This is a genomic window from Saccharopolyspora aridisoli (assembly GCF_004348445.1).
Lineage (GTDB): Bacteria > Actinomycetota > Actinomycetes > Mycobacteriales > Pseudonocardiaceae > Saccharopolyspora > Saccharopolyspora aridisoli.
Map to the genome: position 1 here is coordinate 60,426 of NZ_SMKV01000008.1, position 22,751 is coordinate 83,176.

The following is a 22,751-nucleotide window of genomic DNA, read 5'->3' on the forward strand; positions in this document are numbered from 1 at the left end:
ACTACCGCAGCTTGTGCAGCCGGCGGATGCCTTCGTCGAGGACCTCGTCCTTCTTGCAGAACGCGAAGCGCACCAGGTGCTGGAAGTCGCCCGGGTTGTCGCAGAACACCTGCACCGGGATGGCGGCGACTCCCACGCGCTCGGGGAGCGAGCGGCAGAAGTCGGCCCCGTCGGTGAAGCCCAGCGGTCTCACGTCGGCGCAGATGAAGTAAGTGCCCTCGCTGTCGAGCACGTCGAACCCGGCCTCGCTGAGGCCGTCGGAGAGCCGGTCCCGCTTGCGCTGCAGGTCGGCGCGAAGCTGGTCCACCCACGCCAGCTCATTGCGCAGCGCGTGCGCGACGGCTGGTTGGAACGGCGCGCCGCCGACGAAGGTCATGAACTGCTTGGCAGCTCGCACGGCGGAGACCAGCTCGGACGGGCCGCAGACCCAGCCGATCTTCCAGCCGGTGGCGCTGAAGCTCTTGCCGACGCTGGAGATCGACACGGTCCGCTCGGCCATGCCCGGCAACCCGGCCAGCGGGTGGTGCGCGCGCCCGTCGAACAGCAGGTGCTCGTAGACCTCGTCGGTGACCGCGATGACGTCGTTGTCCCGGCAGACCTCGGCGATCGCGGCCAGCTCCGCATCGGTGAACACGGTGCCGGTCGGGTTGTGCGGCGAGTTGAGCACCAGCGCGCGGGTCTGCGGGCCGACGACCGACCGCAGCTGGTCGAGGTCGAGCTCGAAGCGGTGGTCGGGGCCCTGGCGCAGGCCGACGGTCTTGCGAACGCCACCGGCCATGGCCACCGCGACCGGGTACGAGTCGTAGTACGGCTCGACGAGTACGACCTCCTCACCGGGCTCGACAAGGGCCATCATCGTCGCGGTCAGCCCCTCGGTGGCACCGACGGTGACCAGCACCTGACCTCCCGGGTCGTACTCGGTGCCGTAGCGGGCGGAGCGGTGCTCGCTGATGGCAGCGCGCAGCTCGGGCTCACCGGCCCCCGGCGGGTACTGGTTCACGCCGCCCGCGATCGCTTCCTGCGCGACCCGCAGCATGCTCTCCGGGCCGTCGGTGTCGGGGAAGCCCTGGCCGAGGTTGACCGCGCCGGTGCGGCGGGCCAGCTCGGTGATCTCCGCGAAGATCGTGGACGTGAACGGCCGGAGGCGGGAGGTCAGAGCAGGAGTGCGCACGCCTCCGGATGCTAATGCATCGGACGAAGCCGATGACCAGCGTTTTAGCGGCCCGGTGGTCGTCCCGCGTGGCGGGACCGGAGTCGGCTCGGGGCGCGCCGACGCGTTCTCGCCAACGCACGTCCGCACCGCAGCACCGGTTCCGAGCAGCCGCTCGGGGGCCTCACCAGGTCGTCGTCGCTGCTGTTAGCAGAGCCACGTGGTCGCGTTCGCCCCGGCTTGCCCGGAATCGCTGCAACAATCGATGCGTGCACCCCACATCGGTTCCCGACTCGGAAAAGCGCCGGAGTCTTCGGCGGATGAAGACCGTCGCCACCGCATTCCTGCTGCTGGCGGCGGTGGTCTACTTCTTCGCTCGCTGGCAGGAGACCGCCGGAGCCGGGCCGTGGGCGGGCTACGTCCGAGCCGCGGCCGAGGCGGGCATGGTCGGTGCGCTGGCGGACTGGTTCGCGGTGACCGCGCTGTTCCGGCACCCGCTGGGCCTGCCGATCCCGCACACAGCGATCATCCCGACCCGCAAGGACACCATCGGCCGCAGCCTCGGTGACTTCGTCGGCACCAACTTCCTCACCGAGAAGGTGGTGCGCGACAAGCTGCGCAGCGCGGGCATCAGCCGCCGGGTCGGGCACTGGCTCGACGACGCCGACCACGCCGAGCGGGTCACCTCCGAGCTGGCGACCGCCGTGCGCGGTGCCGTGCAGGTTCTCCGCGACGACGACGTGCAGGCGATCATCGAGCACGGTGTCGTGCGCAAGCTGGTCGACCAGCAGTGGGGCCCGCCGCTGGGGCGGATCCTGGGCCAGGTGTTCACCGACGGCTCGCACCACAAGCTCGTCGACCTGGTCTGCGACCGCGCCTACGACTGGGTGCGCGACAACCACGAGACCGTGCTGCGGGTGGTCAGCCAGCGGGCGCCGTCGTGGTCGCCGAAGTTCGTCGACGCGATGCTCGCCGACAAGATCTACGCCGAGGTGCTCTCGTTCGCCTGGGCGGTGCGGACCGACTCCGAGCACCCGATGCGCCAGGCCGTGGACCGATTCCTGGTCGAGTTCGCCCACGACCTGCAGCACGACGAGAAGACGATGGCCAAGGCCGAGCAGATCAAGCACCAGGTGCTGGAGCACCCCGAGGTGCAGAACCTGGTGTCCTCGGCCTGGGGCACGGCCAAGAAGATGCTGCTCGACGCCGCGGAGGACCCCTCCAGCGAGCTGCGGGTGCGGGTCCGGGACGGCCTGCGCTCGCTAGGCGCCCGGCTGCACACCGAACCCGAGCTGAGGGAGAAGGTCGACGGCTGGTTGGAAGGTGCCGTCACCTACGTCGTGTCGAACTACCGCGACGAGCTGACCACGCTGATCACCGACACGGTGGAGCGCTGGGACGCCCAGGAGACCTCGCGCAAGATCGAGCTGCAGGTCGGCCGCGACCTGCAGTTCATCCGCATCAACGGCACCGTCGTCGGCGCCCTCGCCGGCCTGGCGATCTACGCGATCTCGGACCTGCTGTTCTGAACGCGCATTGCGCGTTCAGCGGCGTAGCCCGAGGCGTGGAACCCCCTCGCAGCTCGTACCGCTCTCAAGCCGGCGTGTGCCTTTCGCGCCAGGAACGAGCCTTCTCGCGGTTGCCGCAGACGCGCATCGAGCACCAGGTGCGCGATCTGTTGCGCGAGCGGTCGTAGAACGCCCACAGGCAGTCCTCGGCCGGGCAGATCTTGATCCGATCCCAGTGCTCGGTGTGCACCAGCCGCGTGGCGGCGACCAGCACGCTGCCCAGCGCGTCCACCCCGACCAGCGAGGGGATGCCGTTGCGCAGCTGTACCTGCACGGGCCACGTCGTGTTCGCCAGACCGGAGGGGCGCATCCCGTAGGTCACCGCTGACCGCATCGTGTCGCGGATTTCGCGGGCGGCTTCGACTTCGGGAACCACGCCCAGACCGCGCGCGGTGCACCACCGCTGCCATTGGGCGCGATCGTCGAGGACTTCGGTGCCCTTCTCGGCGTCGCAGGTGTTGAGGAAGGCCAGGACTAGCTCGATGTCGTGGTCGAAGTCGAGTTCGACCGCCTCCAGCACAGGCGCTCGGCCCACTTCCGGAGCGACAGCTCTGCTGTTCACGGACACCATCGTAAGCCAGTAGGGGGTTGCGGCCGACCCCTGTAACCAGCATTCTGCTTGTCGGCGGTTAGTAACTGCCAAAACGTCGAGACTGGTTCGAGAGGGAGTGCGATGAGTGCGTTGAAGCTCGCCGCGTACGCGATCGACTGCGCCGACCCGCGTCGGCTCGCCGAGTTCTACGGGAGGCTGCTGGGCTGGCAGATCGACGAGGAGGAGTCCGGGGATCGCTGGGTGGAGCTCGCCGACCCCGCGGGCGGTGCTCCGCTGGCCTTCCAGCTCGACCCCGATCACCGGCCGTCGACCTGGCCGGATCGGGAGGTTCCGCAGATGGCGCACCTCGACGTCCGGGTGGGCACGCTCGACGAGGGGCACGAGCGGGCGATCGGCGCCGGCGCGGTGCAGTTGCCGCAGCCGCCCGACCAGCTCGACGCTAGCTTTCGGGTTTACGTCGATCCAGAAGGTCACCCCTTCTGCATGTGCGCAGCTCAGTAAGGTTGTCGGCCGAGCGCAAAAGGGTGTTAGCTGGGTGCTTGCAAGAGCTAGCACTCGGCGTTATGGTGGGTCGTGAACCGGAGAGGTGCCCGATGGAACGCATGGACAAAGCCGTCCCCAAAGCCGTGAACCAGGCGGTCAGCGACCTCGGGAGCTACATCCGGGCACAACGCAACAACGCGCAGATCTCGTTGCGGCAGCTGGCGAAGCTCGCTGGCGTGTCCAACCCGTATCTGAGCCAGGTGGAACGCGGACTGCGCAAACCGAGCGCGGAAATCCTGCAGCAGATCGCCAAGGGGCTGAGGATTTCCGCTGAGGCGCTCTACGTGCAGGCCGGAATCCTGGAAAGCCGGGAGTCCGGGCCCGTGGTCGACGCGGTCCTCGCCGACCCGGAGCTCAACGAGCGGCAGAAACAAGTCCTCCTGGACATCTACTCCTCGTTCCGTCGCGAGCAGGACGCGACGGAGGACGGGGACGCCAACGGGAACACCCACCAACCCGAGGAGTGAGAACGCGAAATGCCGACTTTCCCCAACCCCGACGACGTCAACAAGGCCTTCAAGGACGGCGTCGACCAGGCGCGCACCCCCCTGCTGGCCGCCCTCGGCGCCGGTGACCTCGCCGCGCAGGCCGTGCTGGACGCCGTGAACAAGTTCCGCACCGAGGTCACCGAGCGAACCGAGTCCGCCAAGGCCGAGCTGCCCAAGGACTTCGGCGAGTTCAAGGCCAAGCTGGACCCCTCCGAGGTCCGCAAGCAGCTGGAGACCTACGGCGAGTCCGCCAAGAAGATCTACGACCAGCTCAGCGAGCACGGCGAGGAGACCTTCAAGAAGCTGCAGGACTCCTCGCAGGTGAAGAAGGTCCGCGAGCAGGTCGGCACAGCTCAGGGGCGTGTCGGTGACGTGCGCAGCCTGGCCGACGACGTGCTGGGCAAGGTCACCCGCACCTTCGCCAAGGACGAGGCCCAGGCCGAGGCTCCGCAGGCCGCGACCGCTCAGACCGAGTCCACCGAGACGGAGACCGCCCAGGCTGAGACGGCCCAGAGCGGGAAGGTCCAGACCGCTACGGCCCAGAACGGGACGGCCCAGACCGCTACCGCCCAGAACGGGACGGCCCAGAACGGGACTGCCCAGAACGGGACGGCACAGAACGGGACGGCACAGAACGAGACCGCCACCGAGAAGTCCGCTGCCACCAAGCCCGCGGCGAAGGCCACCCCGGCGGCCAAGGTGACGGCCACCAAGCCGACCCCTGCCGCCAAGAAGACGAGCACCACCAAGACCAGCGGCAACTGATCTCCGCGAGCGCCGGTCCCGGTACCCGACGCGGGTGCCGGGACCGGTTGCTGTGGAGGTGGGTGCTTTCGGCGTTGACTAGCACGTAAGGTGGGGACGTGGGTTTTTCGAGCGGAATGCCGCTGTACTGGTGGATCCTGACGGTCATCTGGGTCGTGGGCATCCCGGTCGGTGTGTTCGCTTTCGTGCACGCCGCGCTGCAGCGCGCGGATGCCTTCACGGCCGCGGACAAGCTGAACAAGCTGGCCTGGATGGGGATCACCGGTGCCGCCGCGCTCCTGCTGATCCTCGACATGCGTGGTCCCTACGGGATCATCTGGATCGCCGGTCTGGTCGCCGCCCTCGTCTACATCGTCGACGTCCGTCCCAAGGTGAGGGAAGTCCAGGGGCGGTCCTGGTAGTGCACGCCCGCTGGCGGGTGTTCGGCGACGGCACCCCGGTGACGTTGGTCGTGCACGGACTCGGTGCGACGGAGGGCGAGGCGCGCATTCCCGCATCCGGGCTGCGCGGCACGCGGGTCGTGGTGACCCTGCCCGGCCACGGTGCAGCGCAGGACGCCCCGGCCGGCTACTGGAACTACGGTTCGGTCGCTTCCGACGTGCTCGCGGTCGCCGACGAGGTCGGCGCGACCCAGGCGGTCGGCGTCTCGCTCGGCGCGGGCGCTCTCACCCGCATCGCAGCCGAACGCCCCGACCGCTTCCAGCGCCTGGCGCTGCTGCTCCCGGCGGCTCTCGACCATCCCCGCGAACCCGCTGCTGCCTGGGCCTACGAGCGCCTGGCGGCGGCGGTCGCCGCTGACGACGGCGGGGCGAGCCTGCACGACGTGCTGGCCGCGGAGATCCCTCCGGGCATCGAGGTCGGCGACCACCTCGACCAGCGAGCACGGGCGCTGTCCCGGCTCTCCGAGGCGCTGCGCGCTCTGCCCGAGCAGGTCCCCGTCACCGACGCGGGCGCGCTGTCGGACGCGATCGCGGAGGTCCTGGTCATCGGTGCCACCGGCGACCCCGTGCATCCCGCCTCGGCGGCGAAGGCGACCGCTGCGGCGTTCCGCTCCGCGCGGCTGGAGCTGCTGGAATCGCGGGCCCCGATGCTCACCCACCGCAGGCAGCTGCGCGACCTGCTGACGAACTTCTTGCGCTGAGCGCTCTATCGTGGGCGACCATGGGTTTCGATTGGTCCGCTGCGGCGGGAACGCTGGAAGTCACGACGGCGCTGGAGCGGCTCGACCTGCTGGCCGACCCGGTCGCCGACGTCGTGCGCGCGCTCGGTGACGATCGGGTCGGTGTCACCGAGATCGACCCGGAGCTCGCCGACACCGCCGCGTTCTGCGAGGAGTACGGGTCGCCGCTGGAGCGGTCGGCCAACTGCGTGGTGGTCGCGGGCAAGCGCTCCGGAGAGGTCCGATACGCGGCCTGCGTCGTGCTCGCCACCACCCGCGCCGACGTCAACGGCGTCGTCAAGCGCCGCCTCGACGTGCGCAAGGCCTCGTTCGCGCCGATGGACGAGGCGGTGTCGCTCACCGGCATGGAGCACGGCGGGATCACCCCGTTCGGGCTCCCGGACACGTGGCCGATCTTGATCGACCCGAGGGTGGCCGAGGCGGGCGCGGTCGTCGTCGGAAGTGGCCTGCGCCGGAGCAAGATCATCACTCCAGCGGACGTCCTCACCGAGCGCCCCGGAGCGGAACTCATCGAAGACCTCGCCCGCTGAGCCCTCTCACCTCGCTGAGCCCCTCGCGTGCAGGCAGTCGTGGCTGGACCGAGCATGACCGAACCGTCGTGTCCGGTCGGCTCGAACCAGCACTGCCCGCTGGCGACGTTCCGCTTCGCGTGGGAGCGGGAGTTAGAAGACGACGGTGCGCTTGCCGTGGACCAGGACTCGGTCCTCCACGTGGGCGCGCAGGCCCCGGGCCAGGACCATCTTCTCGATGTCGCGACCCTTGCGCACCATGTCGGTGACGTCGTCGGTGTGGTCGATGCGGATCACGCCCTGCTCGATGATCGGGCCCGCGTCGAGCTCCGCCGTCACGTGGTGGCAGGTCGCGCCGATCAGCTTCACGCCGCGCTCGTACGCCTGGTGGTACGGCCGGGCGCCCGCGAACGAAGGCAGGAAGCTGTGGTGGATGTTGATGGCCTTGCCCGCCCACCGGTCGCACAGCTCCGGCGGGAGCACCTGCATGAACCGCGCCAGCACGATCGCGTGCGGATCGTGCTCCTCGGCCAGCGTCCTGACCTGCTCGAACGCGGCGGCCTTGAATTCCGGGTCCTTGCTGAAGGGCACGTGGTGGAACGGGATGCCGTGCGCTTCGGTGATCGGCCCGAGCTCCGGGTGGTTGCCGATCACCGCGCACAGCTCGACGTCCAGCTCCCCGGACCCGACGCGGCCGAGCAGGTCGTGCAGGCAGTGCGCCTCCTTGGACACCAGCACGACGACCCGGCGCCGCTCAGCTGTGTCCCAGACCCGCCACTCCGCCCGGTCGCTGAGCTCCTCCGCGACGGCCGCGAAGCGTTCGCGCAGCTCGTCGACGCCGAAGGGGAGCGAGTCCGCGCGCACCTCCTGCCGGGTGAAGAACCAGCCGGTCGCGGTGTCGGTGTGGTGACCGGCCTCGACGATCCAGCCGCCGAACTCGGCCAGGAATCCGGAGACCCGGGCGACGATCCCGGTTCGGTCTGGGCAGCCGAGGCTGATGACGAAGCGGCGTTCGGAAGAGCTCACGACCATGATTGTCGCAGGTGGGGTGGTTTGCATCAGCGTCCGGCCGCCACCCCGGCGAGTGTGGTGTCGCCGGTGACCAGCGCCGAGCTCGGGCGTCCCCACACCCGGCGGTAGAGGGCGTCGGCGGTGCCCGCCACGGTCGCGTCGGTTTCCAGCCCGGCGTCCGACGGAGCGCCTGTCGTGGGTGGTTCGCCCGGTCGGTAGGTCACCAGCCAGGCCCGCCCGGCGTCGGCCGCGTGGTAGAGCACGGTGCCGTGGTGCTCGCGGGTCGTCCAATCGCCCAGCGGCAGCAGCTTCACCAGCATCTCGTCGATGCCATCGGCCGCCAGCTCGGGGTCGAAGACCAGGTCACCGCCCTGGCCGAGGACGAGTTCGACGTCGAGCCGGTGGATCGCGGTCTCGTGCGCGACCCGGCGCGCCCAGGCGGCCGGGGTCCCGTCGGCGAAGATCGCGAACACCGGGAGGTCGGGGTCCACCGTGGACAGCTCGGTGCGCAGCTCGGTGCGGAGTTCGTCCCACCAGGACAGCGCGGCGTCCAGAGCAGCCGGCGCTTCGGGTGCTTCCGGTCTGCTGCCGCCGCGTTCGACCTTCAACGACTCCCGCGCCCGCCAGTACGCCTGCGCGACGTGCCCGGTCAGCCGCCGGACGTCCCAGCCGGGGCAGGTGGGCACAGCGGCGTCCGGGCCGGCCTTGAGCACCGCGCGGCGGAACGCCTCCCCTTGCTCGTGCGTGGCTTCGAGGTGGAAGTCGAGATCCATGCCCCCATTAAAGGTGCTGAGCCCGTGGCGCGAAACGGAAAATCTCACACCTGCGGGGCGACCGCCGTCCAGGGGACGGTGAGTTCGCCGAGGCGCCAGCGGGGGTGCCGGTCGAGGACGGGCCACCGCTCGGCGAACAGGCGGACGGTGTGCGCCCAGCGCGCCCGGGGCCCGAAGGGTGCGTGCGGGGCCGCTTTCGCCCAGCAGACGTCGAGCCCGCTGAGCAGCGCGTGGATCCGTTCGCCCGGGACGTTGCGGTGGATCAGCGTCTTGGGCAGGCGTTCGGCCAGGTCGGAGGGCTTGTCGATGTCGGAGGGCAGGCAGGCCAGGGTGAGCGTGCGGGGCCCTTCCCGGGTGAGCGTCACCCAGCAGCAGCGGCGGCCGATCTCGTCGCAGGTGCCTTCGACGAGCAGTCCGCCCGGCGCCAGCCGCGAGCACACCTCGTCCCACGCCTTCCACGCTTCCGGTTCGGTGTACTGGCGCAGGACGTTGAGCGCGCGGATCAGCGCGGGGCCGGGGAAGTCGCGAATCCCCGCTGCGAGCCCGGCGAGTTCGAAACCGCCGCGCCGGAACTCCAGCCGGGGCGGGTCGGCCACGGCCCTGCCCGCCGCCACCCGGTCGGGGTCGATCTCCAGGCCGACGACCCGCAACCGCGGGTGCAGACCGGACAGCCGTTGCGCGAGCTCGACGGTGGTCGTCGGGGTGGCGCCGTAGCCGAGGTCGATGACGACCGGTTCGACGGCGCTGCGCACGGCGCGTGCCACCCACGGGGTGCCGGCGATCCAGCGGTCGATGCGGCGCAGCCGGTTCGGGTTGGTCGTGCCGCGCGTCGGCACGCCCATCGCGCGGGCGCGTCCGGCGGCGAGCCGGGGATTGCGCTTCTTCGGGACGCTCATCGCGGGCTGAACTCCGTCGCGGAGCGGAGGAGCCGCCTTCTCGTCGCGGTGAGCGCCCGAGCGCGGCGGGACGTCGAAGCGCTCATCAGCCGTGCTGGGCGAGCCAGGCGGCGGTGAAGTTGTCCTCGTCCACCAGCATCTTCTGCACCTGGTCGGCGATGAGGTCTTCGAGCTTCCCGGAGATGAACGGGACGGTGACCTTGACCGCACCCTCCACGACGAGTTCGCTGACCGCGGTGCCGGTCGGCGCCACGATGTCGCGCAGCCACATCGAGCCGGTGATCGAGCACGGCGCTCCGGCGATCTCCGCCGCGATCTCGCCCGTGTAGTGGCCGTCCTCCTCGCGCCGCCAGGACTCGCTGCGGTCGATGAGGAGGTCACCGCCGACCACCGTGCGGGCCAGCGACGGGAGCTTGTCGACGGAGACGCCCTGCCGGGTCTGGAAGCGCGCGCCGTCCTCGGTGCCCACGTGCTGGACGAGGGACGCGGTGGGTCCGCCGAGCTCTTCCAACCGGGCTGCGAGGTAACCGGAATCGATCAGCGCCCGGTACACCTCGACAGCGGACCGTTCGGAGGTGCTGCGGTGCTCGATGCGGCGTGCCATGCAGCGGAGGTTACCTTTGGCAATCGTGAGTGCCTCCATGTCCGGTGCCGACGAAGTGCGCGACAACACTGCCCTGCCTGGTGAGCGGCCGGGCGGTGGGTCGCCGCTGGCCGAGTTCACCACCCTGCGTCTCGGTGGCCCCGCGCGCGGTCTGGTGGTCGCCACCAGCGACGACGCGCTGATCGACGCGGTCCGGGCAGCCGACGGGGACGGGCACCGGCTGCTGGTGCTCGGCGGCGGGTCGAACCTGGTCGTCGCCGATGAGGGGTTCGACGGGCACGCCGTGCGCATCGCCACCAAGGGCCGCGAGTACGACAACGTCGGTGACGGGATCGTCCAGCTCACCGCGGAGGCGGGCGAGGACTGGGACGACGTGGTCGCCGACTCGGTCGAGCAGGGCTTGGGCGGGCTGGAATGCCTGTCCGGCATCCCGGGCCTGGCCGGGGCGACCCCGGTGCAGAACGTCGGCGCCTACGGCGTGGAGGTCTCGGAGCTGCTGGTCTCGGTGGATCTGCTGGACCGGGCGACCGGGCGGGTGCGCACCGTGCGGGCCGCGGACTTGGGGCTGACCTACCGCAACAGCGTGCTCAAGCACAGCGACGCGGCGGTGGTGCTGCGCGCCCGCTTCCAGCTGCACGACAGCGGGCTGTCGGCGCCGATCCGCTACGCCGAGCTCGCCCGCGCGCTGGGCGTCGAGCCCGGTGAGCGGGTCGACGCGGCGAAGGCGCGGCAGGCGGTGCTGGAACTGCGGCGCGGCAAGGGAATGGTGCTCGATCCCGCCGATCACGACACCTGGAGCGCGGGTTCGTTCTTCACCAACCCGATCATCGCCGAGGCCGAACTGCCGGACGTGATCGCGCGCATCGCCGCGCAGGTCGGCGCCGACCAGCGGATCCCGCAGTACCCGGCGGCGGGCGGCGGGAAGCTGTCGGCGGCCTGGCTGATCGAGCGCGCGGGCTTCGCCAAGGGCCACGGCGGTCCGGGTGGGCGCGTCGCGCTGTCGTCCAAGCACACGCTGGCGCTGACCAACCGAGGCGGTGCCACCACCGCTGATCTGCTGGGACTCGCACGCGAGGTCCGCGACGGCGTGCGTTCGGCCTTCGGCGTCACCCTCGTTCCCGAGCCGGTCATGGTCGACTGCGAGGTCTGACCAGCCGCCGTAAGGGTGACTCTTAGTGACTGATCGATAACCCTGAGTGTTAAATGATGTGGGTGGAGGGGGCCACCATGTTGAGCATCAGGGAACTTCGGGATCGGGCGGTGATCCGCCCGATCAAGCGCGCCGTCGAGGATCAGCTGCTCGACCTGCCCGGCGTGACGGGCGTCGACATCGGCAGCCGGACCCGCGCGGGCACCCGCCTCCGGGAGCAGGTCATCGTCGTGTCGGTCGTGGGCAAGCGGCCGAGGGAGGGCCTCGGGCGCGACGACTGCGTGCCCGAGGAGGTCTTCGGCATCCCCACCGACGTCGTCGAGGAGCAGCCGCTCCTGCAGCACATCCACCGCGCGTGCGGCGAACCGCTGCGGTGGCCCACCCGGACGATCGGCTCCGACGGCGGCAGCGCGGGTTGCCCGATTCGGGCGGTGCGCGGCGGAAGCGGTCTGGCGCCGTGCAGGGCGGTCCGGGTGGGGTCCGACGAGTACCGCCGCGTCGGCACCCTCGGGGCGCTCGTGACCAGTGATTCCGCCGAACCGATGGGGCTGACGACCTTCGACGTCGGCTGCCTGGACGACGCCTGGGCGGTGGGCGACCGCATGGTCGACGTCGACAGCGGGAGGGTGCACGCCGAGCTCGCGCGGGCGGCGCTGTCCGGCCGGGTCGATGCCGCAGCGGTCAGCCTCGTCCCCGGTCTGGCGGCCTCGCCCGAGGTCGGCGGACTCGGGCCGGTGACCGGCCGCGCTCGTGCGTACCCGGGTGAGCTGGTCCGCAAGCACGGTTTCGGCACCGGTCTCACCGACGGCTTCGTGACCTCGACCGACGCCACCATCCGCGTGGACCACGGCGAGGCGCTGGGGGTGCGGGTGCTGCGCGAGCAGATCCGCATCGCCACCGACCGGCCGCGCTTCTGCGGTCCCGGTGATGCGGGCGCGGCGGTCCTCGACCTGGGTGGTCGGCTGGTGGGCCTGCACGTCGCGGGTGCCTCCGACGGCGGGATCGGTTACGCGACGCCCATCGGTGACGTTCTCGCTGAACTCGACGTCCGGCTCAACCCGCGATCGCAGCCGCTCGGCGTGTGAGCGGTATTCCGCGCGAATCGTCTTCCCGTTCCCGCTGAACACCGTTCGGCGGAATGCGCGCATTCCGGGCCGGTTGACGTGCGGTTCAGCAGTTGTGATGCGATGCACAGCGAGGTTCGGACATCTTTTCGGCCTTTCGCACGTCTTCATCGTGGGGGCGGGGTAGAACCGTCGGCTGGACGAGAAGTGGGCCGTTCTCCGCTTTTTCGGCGATGTCCCCTTCGTCATGGTTCGATTCCAGAGAGGATTCTTCAGGGTGAGTGGTGTGATGCGGCTGCCGGCCCGCGTGTTGTTGGGAGCGCTGGCGGCCGTCCTGCTGATCTCGGGCTGTTCCGCGCAACCGCCGGGGCGGTCCGAAACCGCTCCGGCGGTCGCCGCGGTCCACTTCGAACCGGGTGCCGGTGCGGGTGAGGTCAGTCCGACCGCTCCGATCAAGGCCACGGTCGAGGAGGGCCGCTTCGAATCCGTCCAGCTGACCAACGCCGACGGCAAGGCCGTCGCCGGGCAGCTGTCCGCGGACGGCAAGACGTGGCAGGCCGGCGAGGCGCTCGGCTACGGCAAGGACTACACCTGGTCCGGCCAGGCCGTCGGCACCGACGGGAAGAAGGCGCCGGTGCGGGGCTCCTTCCGGACCGTGCAGCCGAAGAAGACGGTCCGCGCGACCGTGAACCCCACCGACGACGCCCAGGTCGGGGTCGCGATGCCGATCAGCGTCAAGTTCGACGAGCCGGTCAAGGACAAGGCCGCGGCCGAGCGCGCGCTGAGCGTGCAGACCTCCACGCCCGTCGAGGGGGCGTGGGCGTGGCTGTCGGACAAGCAGGTCGACTACCGGCCCAAGGAGTACTGGCCGGCCAAAACGCACGTGACCGTCAAGGCTGATCTCTACGGCGTGCCCTACGGCAACGGCGCCTACGGCCTGGCCGACCTGACCAGCGAGTTCGACATCGGCCGCGAGCAGATCGTCAAGGCCGCGGTGGGAACCCACCAGATGGTCGTGATGCGCGACGGGCAGCAGGTCGCCAGTTACCCGGCCAGCTTCGGCGAGGAGTACGACCCGGGGCGCAACACCCCGAACGGCACCTACATCGTGATGCAGAAGAACCCGGTCGAGATCATGGACAACCCGCGCTACGGCTACCACGACGTGCGCAAGACCTGGGCCGCTCGGTTCTCCAACCACGGCGAGTTCATCCACGAGAACCAGGAGAACGCCGCCGCGTTGGGCAAGGTGAACAACTCGCACGGCTGCATCAACCTCAGCGCCGCCGACGCCAAGGCCTACTACGACAGCGCCTTGCTGGGCGATCCCGTCGAGGTCACGGGCTCGGCCAGTTCGATGGAGCCCCGCTACGACGTCTACGACTGGATCCTCTCCTGGGATCAGTGGAAGGCGAAGTCCGCGCTCTAGTCCGGATGCACTCGTCCTGCGTAGCGGTGCTGGTGGGGACCTCACCGATCGTCTGGTTCCGGGTTCGGGACTGGTGCATGACCAGTGCACGGCGCCACGGTCGTCCTCCCAGGAGAGCCGCTAGAGAACCTCCCTCGGTGCCGGTTGCGAAGGTGGGCAAGGAGAATCGGCTTCGCCGTTCGCCTGGAGGACTGCTGTGACGGAAGCCACCGAGGGGCGGCGGAGCGGAGGCTTCGCCGCCCCTCGGCGGTAGCGTCCAGCGTTGGCTCCGAGGTCTCGCCGACTGGACGGGAATGTTTCAGCGGCGCGCGATGTCGGAGTTGATCAGCGTCCGAACGACTCGGGCGGACCGGCTTGCGAGGGCAGCAGATGAGTTCCAGGACATTACGCATGCGGCCTCGTCGCGCCGCCGTCTTCTCGTTGCACACCTCCCCGCTGGAGCAGCCAGGCACCGGTGACGCCGGTGGGATGAACGTCTACATCGCTCAGACCTCCCGGCGGTTGGCCGAACTCGGCACCGAGGTCGAGATCTTCACCCGCGCGACCTCCTCCGACATCCCGCCGATCGCGGAAATGGCCCCGGGGGTGCTGGTCCGCAACGTGGTGGCCGGGCCGTTCGAGGGCTTGGACAAGAACGACCTCCCCTCGCAGCTGTGCGCGTTCGCCGCTGGCGCGCTGCGGGTGGAAGCCCGGCACGAACCTGGTTACTACGACCTAGTGCACTCGCACTACTGGCTGTCCGGGCAGGTCGGCTGGCTGGCGCGGGAGCGCTGGGGCGTGCCGCTGGTGCACACCGCGCACACCCTGGCGAAGGTCAAGAACGCCAACCTCGCCGAAGGGGACTTGCCGGAACCGCGGGTGCGCGTGCTGGGCGAGGAGCAGATCGTCGATCAAGCCGACATGCTGGTCGCCAACACCGAGTTCGAGGCCGCGGATCTCGTCGACCGCTACGACGCCGATCCGGACGCGGTCGCGACCATCCCGCCAGGTGTGGACCTGGGGGCCTTCACACCCGGCGACGGCGCCGCCGCCCGCGAGCAGCTGGGTGTTCCGGCCAATGCGCTGGTGCTGGCGTTCATCGGCCGGATCCAGCCGCTGAAGGCCCCGGACGTGCTGCTGCGCGCGGCCGCCGAGCTGCTGGGCCGGCGCCCCGAACTGCGCGAACGGCTGGTCGTGCTGGTCGTCGGCGGGCCGTCCGGCAGCGGGTTGGAGCGACCTCGGGCGTTGCAGCAGCTGGCGGTGGACCTGGGCATCGACGACGTGGTGCGCTTCCTCCCGCCGCGCGGCGGAGCGGAGCTCGCGCAGGTCTACCGGGCCGCCGACGTGGTGGCGGTGCCCAGCCACAACGAGTCGTTCGGCCTGGTCGCGCTGGAGGCGCAGGCGTGCGGAACGCCGGTCGTGGCGGCGGCGGTCGGCGGTCTTCCGGTCGCGGTCCGCGACGGTGTTTCGGGACTGCTCGTCGACGGGCACCGCACCGGGCAGTGGGCCGACGCGCTCGGTCCGGTCGTGCTGGACCGCGGGTTGCGGGAGCGGTTGGCGAGCAACGCGCGGGAGCACGCGACCACGTTCTCCTGGACGCGCACGACCGAGTCGCTGCTCGACGCCTACGCGCAGGCCAAACTGGCCTTCCACCGGAGTCTGCGGATCGAGGAGGTGACGGCGTGAGCCCCGAGCAGGTCATCACGTCCACGCTGGAGGCCAACGAGCTCGGCTACCAGGACAAGGGCGGCGGCCGGTTCTTCGTGACGCTGCCCGGCACCAAGAAGCTGCAGACCAACTGCTGGCTCATCGTCGCCGAGCACGCCCTGCTCATCGAGGCGTTCGTCTGCAGGCAGCCGGACGAGGCGCACGAGGACGTCTACCGCTACCTGCTGCGCCGCAACGCGAAGCTCTACGGCGTCCACTACACGATCGACAAGTCCGGCGACATCTACCTGGTGGGCCGGATCGGTCTCCACGCGGTCACCGAGGAAGAGCTGGACAGGGTTCTCGGCCAGGTCCTGGAAGCAGCCGACGGCGACTTCAACACCCTGCTGGAACTCGGCTTCGCCACTGCGATCCGCAGGGAGTGGGCCTGGCGCGAGTCCAGAGGAGAATCCCTCGCCAACCTGCAACCCTTCAAGCAACTGGTGGAAGAAGAAGGCGACTGACAGCCCAACACCCGTCAGGCAAGCGCCGCGCTGTTGCTCACCACCCCGAGCGACCGGCTCGCCGGGGGTTCTGCAGCGGTGCTGTGCGCGACGCCGTGGCACGAGCCCGGCGCGACTCCAGCGCCGGTCATGACCCCTACCCGCACCGCTTCGCAGAACGACCACGGTCAGGCGACGAAGAGCCCCACGAGGGGGGCGGCTCGGGAGAGAGGGGGAGTCACGAGCTCGAGCCGCCCCACCACGCTGGTCCCGCCTGACGGGCCTGGAGGGCGGGGGGCACCCGGGGACCCGGCGGGTGCGGTTCGTTGGGGGAGCTGAACCGCGTTTCTCGCTCTCGCTGGATCGGGGAGTGCGTGGGAGCCGATCAAGGAGAGCATTGCCAACCTCGCAGAGTTGTGTAGCCGCCACAAGGCTGCCGCATTACTCCATTCGTGTGATGTTCGAAAAGAAAACCAGAGCAGGAGCCTTGGAGAGGGCCATTTCGCCCACGGGAAGTGACGGCCGCCACGATCGTGTCACAGTCGAACGGTGATTGAGTAACTCTCGGGTGAAGCTCACAACCTGGCTGCCCTGCTCAGGGGTGCGGATAGCCTGGGGCCATGACTTCGACTTTGGTGCTGCTGCGGCACGGTGAGAGCACGTGGAACGCCGAGAACCTGTTCACGGGCTGGGTGGACGTCCCGCTGTCGGACAAGGGCCAGGCCGAGGCCAAGCGCGGCGGCGAGCTGCTGCGCGAGGCGGGCGTGCTGCCGGACGTGCTGCACACCTCGCTGCTGCGGCGCGCGATCTCCACCGCGAACATCGCCCTCGACGGCGCTGACCGTCACTGGATCCCGGTCAAGCGCGACTGGCGGCTCAACGAGCGCCACTACGGCGCTCTGCAGGGCAAGAACAAGAAGCAGACCCTCGACGCCTACGGCGAGGAGCAATTCATGCTCTGGCGCCGCTCCTACGACACCCCGCCGCCGGAGATCGAGCTCGGTGACGAGTTCAGCCAGGACTCCGACCCGCGCTACGCCGACCTCGGCACCGGCATGCCGCGCACGGAGTGCCTCAAGGACGTCGTGGCCCGGCTGCTGCCGTACTGGGAATCGGCGATCGTCCCGGACCTCGAGGCGGGCAAGACCGTGCTGGTCGCCGCGCACGGCAACTCGCTGCGCGCGCTGGTCAAGCACCTGGACGGGATCTCCGACGAGAGCATCGCGGGGCTGAACATCCCCACCGGCATCCCGCTGCGCTACGACCTGGACGTGAACTTCGAACCCACCAACCCGGGCGGCACCTACCTGGACCCGGAGGCCGCTGCGAAGGCCGCCGCCGCCGTGGCGAACCAGGGTCGCTGAGCTGCAGCCCGCTGTGGAGGGCACCACGGCACGAACCCGAGGTCCGGTGCCCTCCACGCGTCACTCACGTGGGTGAGGAGTGGCGAGAAATCGCCGACTTGGGGAACGGAGCGCTACCGAGGCTCGGTCGGTAGCTGAATCAGCTCCGAGCAGGGGATGAACCAGAGGTGAAGAACGGCCCGATTCGTGTCACGGGCGTCACTGAACGCCCCTGTGGACTGGCCTTTCCCCACCCGCGCTTGCTTACGATGCAGATGTGACCGCTTTGGGCTACACCGCCCTGATCATCGCCGCGCTCCTGCTGGGCGCGGTCGGCGGATTCTTGGCAGCCGGAGGACCCCGGCCCTACCGCAAGTCCCAGCCGCAGGGCCCCACCGTCGCAGAGCTGCTCCAGCGCCAGGTGCACACCAGCACCAGCGGCGTCGTGCTGCTCAACCGCTTCGGCGACGTGGTGCTGCACAACCCGCGCGCGGTCGAGCTGGGCGTGATCCACGACTACCGAGCCGACCCCCGGGCGCAGAAGGCCGCTGAACAGGCGCGCAAGACCGGGGAGACGGTGACCGTTGACCTCTGCCCGCTGGACGGTCGCGCCTCGCTGGCCGGACGCGGTCCGGCCGCAGTGATCGGCGACGTCCGCCCGCTCGGCGACGGCTTCACCGTCGTGGACGCCGCGGACCAGTCCGATTCGGTGCGCCTGGAGGCGACCCGGCGGGACTTCGTGGCCAACGTCAGCCACGAGCTCAAGACGCCGGTGGGCGCGCTGGCTCTGCTGGCCGAGGCCCTGCTGGACACCGCCGAAGACCCGGAGGAAGTCCGGCGCTTCTCCACCAAGATCCTGCACGAGTCGACGCGCCTCGGGACGCTCGTCTCCGAGCTGATCGCGCTGTCCCGCCTGCAGGGCGCGGAACGGCTGCCGGAGCTCCACTCGGTCGAGGTGGACGAGGTCGTCGAGGAGGCGCTGGGCCGCTCCCGACTGGCGGCCGAGTCCGCGGGCATCGAGATCGCGGTGGACGGGCCGTCCGGGTACCTGCTGGAAGGCGACCGGGCGCTGCTGGTCACCGCGCTGACCAACCTGATCACCAACGCGGTCAACTACTCGTCCCACGGGAGCCCGGTGTCGATCTCGCGCCGGCTGTCCGAGGACTTCGTCGAGATCGCGGTCACCGACCGCGGGATCGGGATCGAACCCGAACACCACGAAAGGGTGTTCGAGCGGTTCTTCCGGGTGGATCCCGCTCGCTCGCGGGCCACCGGCGGTACAGGTTTGGGGCTGGCCATCGTCAAGCACGTCGCCGCGAACCACGGAGGCGAGGTGAAGCTGTGGAGCAGGCCGGGGACGGGCTCCACCTTCACCATCCGGGTGCCCAGGCACGGCACGGGCGGAGTCGACGGCGCGGGCGAAGTCGGAGGCGACGTGGCGACCACCGAACCGGATCGGGCGGCACCAGCCGCGCGGTCGATCACGGAAAGCGCGGACGGCGTGACAACCGTCGAAACGGGAGGAGTCCGGTGACCAGAGTGTTGATCGTGGAGGACGAGGAGTCCTTCGCCGACCCACTTGCCTTCCTGCTCCGCAAGGAGGGCTTCACGGCCGCCGTCGCGACCAACGGCACCGATGCCCTGGACGAGTTCGACCGCAACGGTGCGGACATAGTGCTGCTGGACCTGATGCTGCCCGGGATGAGCGGCACCGACGTGTGCAAGCAGCTGCGGCAGCGCTCCGCGGTCCCGGTGATCATGGTGACCGCGCGCGACAGCGAGATCGACAAGGTCGTGGGACTGGAGCTGGGAGCCGACGACTACGTCACCAAGCCCTACTCGGCGCGCGAGCTGATCGCCCGCGTGCGCGCCGTGCTGCGCCGCCGCGGTGAGGCCGAGGAGCTCCAACCGCAAGTCCTGGCGGCGGGCCCGGTTCGGCTGGACGTCGAGCGGCACGTGGTGACCGTCGAGGGTGAGGACGTGAGCCTTCCGCTCAAGGAGTTCGACCTCCTGGAGTACCTGCTGCGCAACGTCGGCCGGGTGCTGACCCGCGGTCAGCTCATCGACCGGGTGTGGGGAGCGGACTACGTCGGCGATACCAAGACCCTCGACGTGCACGTCAAGCGGCTTCGCTCCAAGGTCGAACCGGACCCCGCGGACCCGCGCTACCTGATCACCGTGCGTGGTCTTGGCTACAAGTTCGAGGCCTGAGCCGGCCGGGTGTGCCCGGTCGCATTCCCGACGGGCTGCTGACCTGGTAGCGGGCGTGGCGGGAGTGTTCCGGACCGCAGTTTCCCGCCCACCTGCCGCCCCGGCGCATGCGCAGCCGGTAATTTGTCGGTCATGCGCCTAGGAGTCCTCGACGTCGGCTCCAACACCGTCCACCTGCTCGTGGTGGACGCGCACCGTGGTGCGCACCCGACCCCGATGACATCGGAGAAGACCGTGCTGCGGCTCGCCGAGCGGATCGGTGCGCACCACGGCCGGCTCTCCGACGACGACGCCGACGAACTGATCCGGACGATCTCCGAAGCCCGGGACTCGGCCGTGGCGGCCGGCTGCGAGGAGCTGATGGCCTTCGCGACCTCGGCGATCCGCGACGCGGACAACGCGGTGGAGGTCCTGGACCGGCTGCGCGTCGAGACCGGGGTCGAACTGGAGGTGCTGCCGGGCGAGGACGAGGCCCGCTACACCTTCCTCGCGGCCCGCCGCTGGTACGGCTGGTCGGCGGGCAACCTGCTGCTGCTCGACATCGGTGGTGGTTCGCTGGAGATGGCGCTGGGCATCGACGAGCAGCCGGACCTGGCGGTCTCGCTACCGCTGGGCGCGGGCCGGATGAGCCGCACGATGCTCAAGGACCCGCCGAAGCAGGACGAGATCAAGAAGGCGCGGGATTGGTTGGAGGGCCAGCTGGCGCCCACCGCCAAGAAGTTCCGCAAGCTGGCCCGGCCGGACCGGGTGGTGGCGTCGTCGAAGACGTTCCGCTCGCTGGCCCGGCTGACCGGTGCGGCGCCGTCCTCGGCGGGGCAGCGCGTGTCGCGCACGCTGACCGACACGGGCCTGCGGCAGCTCTTGGCGTTCATCACACGCATGTCCGCCAGCGACCTGGCCGCGCTCGACGGTGTGAGCGCCGCGCGGTCGCACCAGCTCGTCGGAGGTGCGCTGGTCGCCGAGTCCGCGATGAAGGCGCTGGGAGTCACCGAACTCGAGATTTGCCCGTGGGCCCTGCGCGAGGGAGTCATCCTTCGGCGGCTGGACCACACCAACGGAGATAGTCACACTGCGTTCAGGAGCGGCGTTCCGGTGCGTGCGGGGGGCACGGACGGGCTCGTGCCGGCGCAGGAGAATGCGTCCGGCCCGACACGGGATGGAACCGAGGCACCGGTGGACGGAACTGGACTGCGAACGCGGCACGGGGCACGGTGGGAACGATGAGTCGGGACAGCGGGGCGGACCAGCCCACCCAGCGCACCGTTGCAGAGCTGCTCGCCGAGTACGGCGGCAGCTCGGAGAAGGGCTCCCGGCGCCGGCGCAGGAAGGCCGAGGACCCGACCGAGACGGCGCCTCAGGAGATCATCAACCGGGTGCTGTCCGACAGCGGCAAGATGCGCCCGGTCAAGCCGGACGAGGAGCCGCCGAGCAGCCGCAGGCAGGCAGGGCCGGCCGCCGCCCCGCCCCACGCGGCTCCGGCGAGCCAGCCGCCCGCTCAGCCTCCGGCAGCCCAACCCCCGGCGACACCACCAGCTCAGCCCCCCACGGCCCAAGCTCCGGCCGCTCAGCCTCCGGCCGCTCAACCCCCGGCGAAGCCGCCGCAGGCCGCCGGGCCGGTGTCGCCGCCCAGCGCGCCGCCCGCGCGCCCCGCGGCCGAACCGCCGGCGGAGTCGGGCCCGAAGCCCGGCAGCGCCGGTTACTGGGCGCAGCGCTTCGGGAGCCCGGGCAGTGCCGCCTCGACCCCGTTGACGCCCTCCGCGCCCAGCAGCGACGCCGAGGCGACCATCCGGCAGCCGGCGCTGCCGACACCGCCCGCTCGGCCGGGGCCGCCGATGGCGCCGGCCGGTCCGCCGCAGCTGCCGGAGAACTTCACCGAGCAGCTGCCGCGCATAGACGGCGGTGCTGATCAGTCGTACGCGGCGCAGGCCGAGCCCCACGCCGATCCGTACGACTACGAGCCCTTCGACGACTCCGAGCAGAGCTACTCCGGTGCCTACGAGCAGCCCTACGACGAGGACTACGACCAGTCCTACGACGAGGACTACGACAGCTCCGCTCCCGCCGGGCTGAACGATGACTACGACCCCGACGAGGAGGCCGACCGGCCGCCGTCGGCGGGCAAGGAGTGGGGCACGCTCGCCCTGCAGGGCGTCCTCGGCCTGGTCGGCGGCGGTGCTGTGTGGGTGGGTTTCCGCTGGTTGTGGATCAACGCGACCATCGCCGCGTTCGGCGCGGCACTGGTGTTCACCGGCCTTTTGGTGCTCGTTGCGTGGAAGTTCTTCCGCACCAACGATCTGCAGACCATCCTGCTCTCGGTGCTGGTCGGCCTGTTCTGCACGGTGTCTCCGGCCGCACTGCTGTTGATCAATCAGTGAGAGGTTGTCGGTGTTGGCTCGGACAGGTGACCGCCGGGCGGTGCGAGGCCGGACGACCCACCGCCGCGCAACCTCACCAGGGCCGTGGGTCATGCTTGGTTCGAGATGACGGGACAACCTTCGCGGCTTGAGCGCCAGGACACCCCCGGGCGGATTCCGGTGGGGCTGTCCAGCGCCTCGGTGTGGCCGCAGCCTGCTCGCGCGGCGTTCGAGATGTCCTCCGACCTCGGTTTCGACGGGGTCGAGGTGATGGTCTGGGCCGATGCGGTCAGCCAGGACGTCGACGCGCTGAGCCGGTTGTCGCAGCAGCACGGGGTGCCGGTGCTCGCGGTGCACGCGCCCTGCCTGCTGATCACCCAGCGGGTCTGGTCGCCGGAGCCCGAGGAGCGCCTGCGCAAGGCCGTGGTGGTGGCCGGCGAGCTGGGCGCTTCGACGGTCGTGGTGCACCCGCCGTTCCGCTGGCAGCGCCGCTACGCCGACGCGTTCCCGGAGCTGGTCGAGGAGCTGGAGGAGACCAGCGGCCTCAAGATCGCGGTGGAGAACATGTTCCCGCTGCGCCCGCCGAACACGCTCAACCGGCTCCGCAGCGGTCGGACCAACGGCGGGCTCTCGGCGTTCAAGCCCTCGCCGGACCCCACTGACGTGGGCTTCCGCAACTACACGCTGGACCTCTCGCACTCGGCCGCGGCGCACGTGGACGCCATCGAACTGCTCAAGCGGATGCGCGACGGCCTCGCGCACGTGCACCTCGCCGACGGCACCGGCGCTTCCCGCGACGAGCACCTGCTCCCCGGCCAGGGGAGCCAGCCGTGCGCGGAGGTCTGCGAGGCGCTGGCGGCTGACGGCTTCGACGGTTCGGTGGTGCTGGAGGTCAACACCCGCAAGGCGCGGAATCCCCAGCAACGAGCGGAAATACTCGCCGAAGCGCTGCTGTTCGCCCGTCTGCACCTGGAACCGCTGGGAGCTTAGGGCCGCTAACCGATACCTGATGATCAACTTCGGTGGAGGTC

24 protein-coding genes are annotated in these 22,751 nt (G+C 70.3%); 18 read left to right on the forward strand and 6 right to left on the reverse strand.

Annotation, left to right across the window (positions count from 1 at the left end; all coding sequences use genetic code 11):
• Position 1: 1 nt before the first annotated feature.
• Positions 2–1,171 carry a pyridoxal phosphate-dependent aminotransferase gene (locus E1161_RS08545; protein ID WP_132621379.1) on the reverse strand — a complete coding sequence of 390 codons (1,170 nt, stop codon included), beginning with the start codon at positions 1,169–1,171 and terminating at the stop codon, positions 2–4.
• A gap of 299 nt (positions 1,172–1,470) precedes the next feature.
• On the opposite strand from E1161_RS08545, the gene E1161_RS08550 reads away from it, so the two are divergent.
• Positions 1,471–2,679 carry a DUF445 domain-containing protein gene (locus tag E1161_RS08550; protein ID WP_132621381.1) on the forward strand — a complete coding sequence of 403 codons (1,209 nt, stop codon included), beginning with the start codon at positions 1,471–1,473 and terminating at the stop codon, positions 2,677–2,679.
• Positions 2,680–2,743: 64 nt separating this feature from the next.
• On the opposite strand, the gene E1161_RS08555 is transcribed toward E1161_RS08550, so the two are convergent.
• Positions 2,744–3,289 (reverse strand): CGNR zinc finger domain-containing protein, encoded by a 546-nt coding sequence (locus E1161_RS08555; protein ID WP_132621383.1) that lies wholly within the window; start codon positions 3,287–3,289, stop codon positions 2,744–2,746.
• A 102-nt stretch (positions 3,290–3,391) separates the two neighbouring features.
• Here E1161_RS08555 and E1161_RS08560 point away from each other — a divergent pair, with 102 nt between their 5' ends.
• The 6 genes from E1161_RS08560 (at position 3,392) to E1161_RS08585 (ending at position 6,777) form a co-directional block, all read left to right on the forward strand.
• The gene (locus E1161_RS08560) at positions 3,392–3,772 is read left to right on the forward strand and encodes a VOC family protein (RefSeq protein ID WP_132621385.1); all 381 of its coding nucleotides are present in this window, start codon (positions 3,392–3,394) and stop codon (positions 3,770–3,772) included.
• Positions 3,773–3,864: 92 nt separating this feature from the next.
• Entirely contained in the window at positions 3,865–4,281 is a 417-nt protein-coding gene (locus tag E1161_RS08565; protein ID WP_132621387.1) for a helix-turn-helix domain-containing protein, read from the forward strand.
• Between the two features lie 9 nt (positions 4,282–4,290).
• A complete protein-coding gene (locus E1161_RS08570; protein WP_132621389.1) occupies positions 4,291–5,067 on the forward strand; it encodes a hypothetical protein in 777 nt (258 codons plus the stop codon).
• A 116-nt stretch (positions 5,068–5,183) separates the two neighbouring features.
• Positions 5,184–5,468 (forward strand): DUF2516 family protein, encoded by a 285-nt coding sequence (locus tag E1161_RS08575; protein WP_132621619.1) that lies wholly within the window; start codon positions 5,184–5,186, stop codon positions 5,466–5,468.
• Positions 5,468–6,208: an alpha/beta fold hydrolase gene (locus tag E1161_RS08580; RefSeq protein WP_132621391.1), complete on the forward strand. Its 741-nt coding sequence runs from the start codon at positions 5,468–5,470 to the stop codon at positions 6,206–6,208. Before E1161_RS08575 ends, E1161_RS08580 begins: the two co-directional genes overlap by 1 nt.
• 20 nt (positions 6,209–6,228) lie before the next feature.
• Complete coding sequence (locus E1161_RS08585) at positions 6,229–6,777, forward strand: YbaK/EbsC family protein (protein ID WP_132621393.1); 549 nt, start codon at positions 6,229–6,231, stop codon at positions 6,775–6,777.
• Between the two features lie 132 nt (positions 6,778–6,909).
• Here E1161_RS08585 and purU read toward each other — a convergent pair whose 3' ends face one another.
• The 4 genes from purU to E1161_RS08605 all read right to left on the reverse strand — a co-directional run bounded on the left by purU (position 6,910) and on the right by E1161_RS08605 (position 10,040).
• A complete protein-coding gene (purU, locus tag E1161_RS08590) occupies positions 6,910–7,782 on the reverse strand; it encodes a formyltetrahydrofolate deformylase (protein ID WP_132621395.1) in 873 nt (290 codons plus the stop codon).
• Between the two features lie 32 nt (positions 7,783–7,814).
• Entirely contained in the window at positions 7,815–8,540 is a 726-nt protein-coding gene (locus E1161_RS08595) for a maleylpyruvate isomerase family mycothiol-dependent enzyme (RefSeq protein ID WP_132621397.1), read from the reverse strand.
• Between the two features lie 44 nt (positions 8,541–8,584).
• A complete protein-coding gene (locus E1161_RS08600; protein WP_132621399.1) occupies positions 8,585–9,436 on the reverse strand; it encodes a methyltransferase domain-containing protein in 852 nt (283 codons plus the stop codon).
• A gap of 85 nt (positions 9,437–9,521) precedes the next feature.
• Positions 9,522–10,040, reverse strand: a complete 519-nt coding sequence (locus tag E1161_RS08605) for a DUF2505 domain-containing protein (RefSeq protein WP_132621401.1) — start codon at positions 10,038–10,040, stop codon at positions 9,522–9,524.
• 37 nt (positions 10,041–10,077) lie between these two features.
• Between E1161_RS08605 and E1161_RS08610 the strand changes: the two genes are divergently transcribed.
• The 11 genes from E1161_RS08610 to E1161_RS08660 all read left to right on the forward strand — a co-directional run bounded on the left by E1161_RS08610 (position 10,078) and on the right by E1161_RS08660 (position 22,710).
• Complete coding sequence (locus E1161_RS08610) at positions 10,078–11,190, forward strand: UDP-N-acetylmuramate dehydrogenase (RefSeq protein WP_132621621.1); 1,113 nt, start codon at positions 10,078–10,080, stop codon at positions 11,188–11,190.
• Positions 11,191–11,267: 77 nt separating this feature from the next.
• Positions 11,268–12,275, forward strand: a complete 1,008-nt coding sequence (locus E1161_RS08615) for a chymotrypsin family serine protease (RefSeq protein WP_132621403.1) — start codon at positions 11,268–11,270, stop codon at positions 12,273–12,275.
• Between the two features lie 268 nt (positions 12,276–12,543).
• Positions 12,544–13,683, forward strand: a complete 1,140-nt coding sequence (locus E1161_RS08620; RefSeq protein ID WP_132621623.1) for a L,D-transpeptidase — start codon at positions 12,544–12,546, stop codon at positions 13,681–13,683.
• A 369-nt stretch (positions 13,684–14,052) separates the two neighbouring features.
• Positions 14,053–15,348, forward strand: a complete 1,296-nt coding sequence (gene mshA, locus E1161_RS08625; protein ID WP_132621405.1) for a D-inositol-3-phosphate glycosyltransferase — start codon at positions 14,053–14,055, stop codon at positions 15,346–15,348.
• Complete coding sequence (locus tag E1161_RS08630; protein ID WP_132621407.1) at positions 15,345–15,833, forward strand: type III secretion system chaperone family protein; 489 nt, start codon at positions 15,345–15,347, stop codon at positions 15,831–15,833. Before mshA ends, E1161_RS08630 begins: the two co-directional genes overlap by 4 nt.
• A gap of 599 nt (positions 15,834–16,432) precedes the next feature.
• Complete coding sequence (locus E1161_RS08635) at positions 16,433–17,176, forward strand: phosphoglyceromutase (RefSeq protein ID WP_132621409.1); 744 nt, start codon at positions 16,433–16,435, stop codon at positions 17,174–17,176.
• A 256-nt stretch (positions 17,177–17,432) separates the two neighbouring features.
• Entirely contained in the window at positions 17,433–18,689 is a 1,257-nt protein-coding gene (locus tag E1161_RS08640; protein WP_235874887.1) for an ATP-binding protein, read from the forward strand.
• Positions 18,686–19,366, forward strand: coding sequence for a response regulator transcription factor (locus E1161_RS08645; RefSeq protein ID WP_132621411.1), 681 nt, complete (start codon positions 18,686–18,688; stop codon positions 19,364–19,366). Before E1161_RS08640 ends, E1161_RS08645 begins: the two co-directional genes overlap by 4 nt.
• Positions 19,367–19,498: 132 nt before the next feature.
• Positions 19,499–20,590 (forward strand): Ppx/GppA phosphatase family protein, encoded by a 1,092-nt coding sequence (locus E1161_RS08650; protein ID WP_132621413.1) that lies wholly within the window; start codon positions 19,499–19,501, stop codon positions 20,588–20,590.
• Positions 20,587–21,741: a hypothetical protein gene (locus E1161_RS28310; RefSeq protein WP_132621415.1), complete on the forward strand. Its 1,155-nt coding sequence runs from the start codon at positions 20,587–20,589 to the stop codon at positions 21,739–21,741. The genes E1161_RS08650 and E1161_RS28310 overlap by 4 nt, the downstream gene beginning before the upstream one ends.
• A 105-nt stretch (positions 21,742–21,846) precedes the next feature.
• Positions 21,847–22,710, forward strand: a complete 864-nt coding sequence (locus tag E1161_RS08660; protein WP_132621417.1) for a sugar phosphate isomerase/epimerase family protein — start codon at positions 21,847–21,849, stop codon at positions 22,708–22,710.
• Positions 22,711–22,751: the final 41 nt, after the last annotated feature.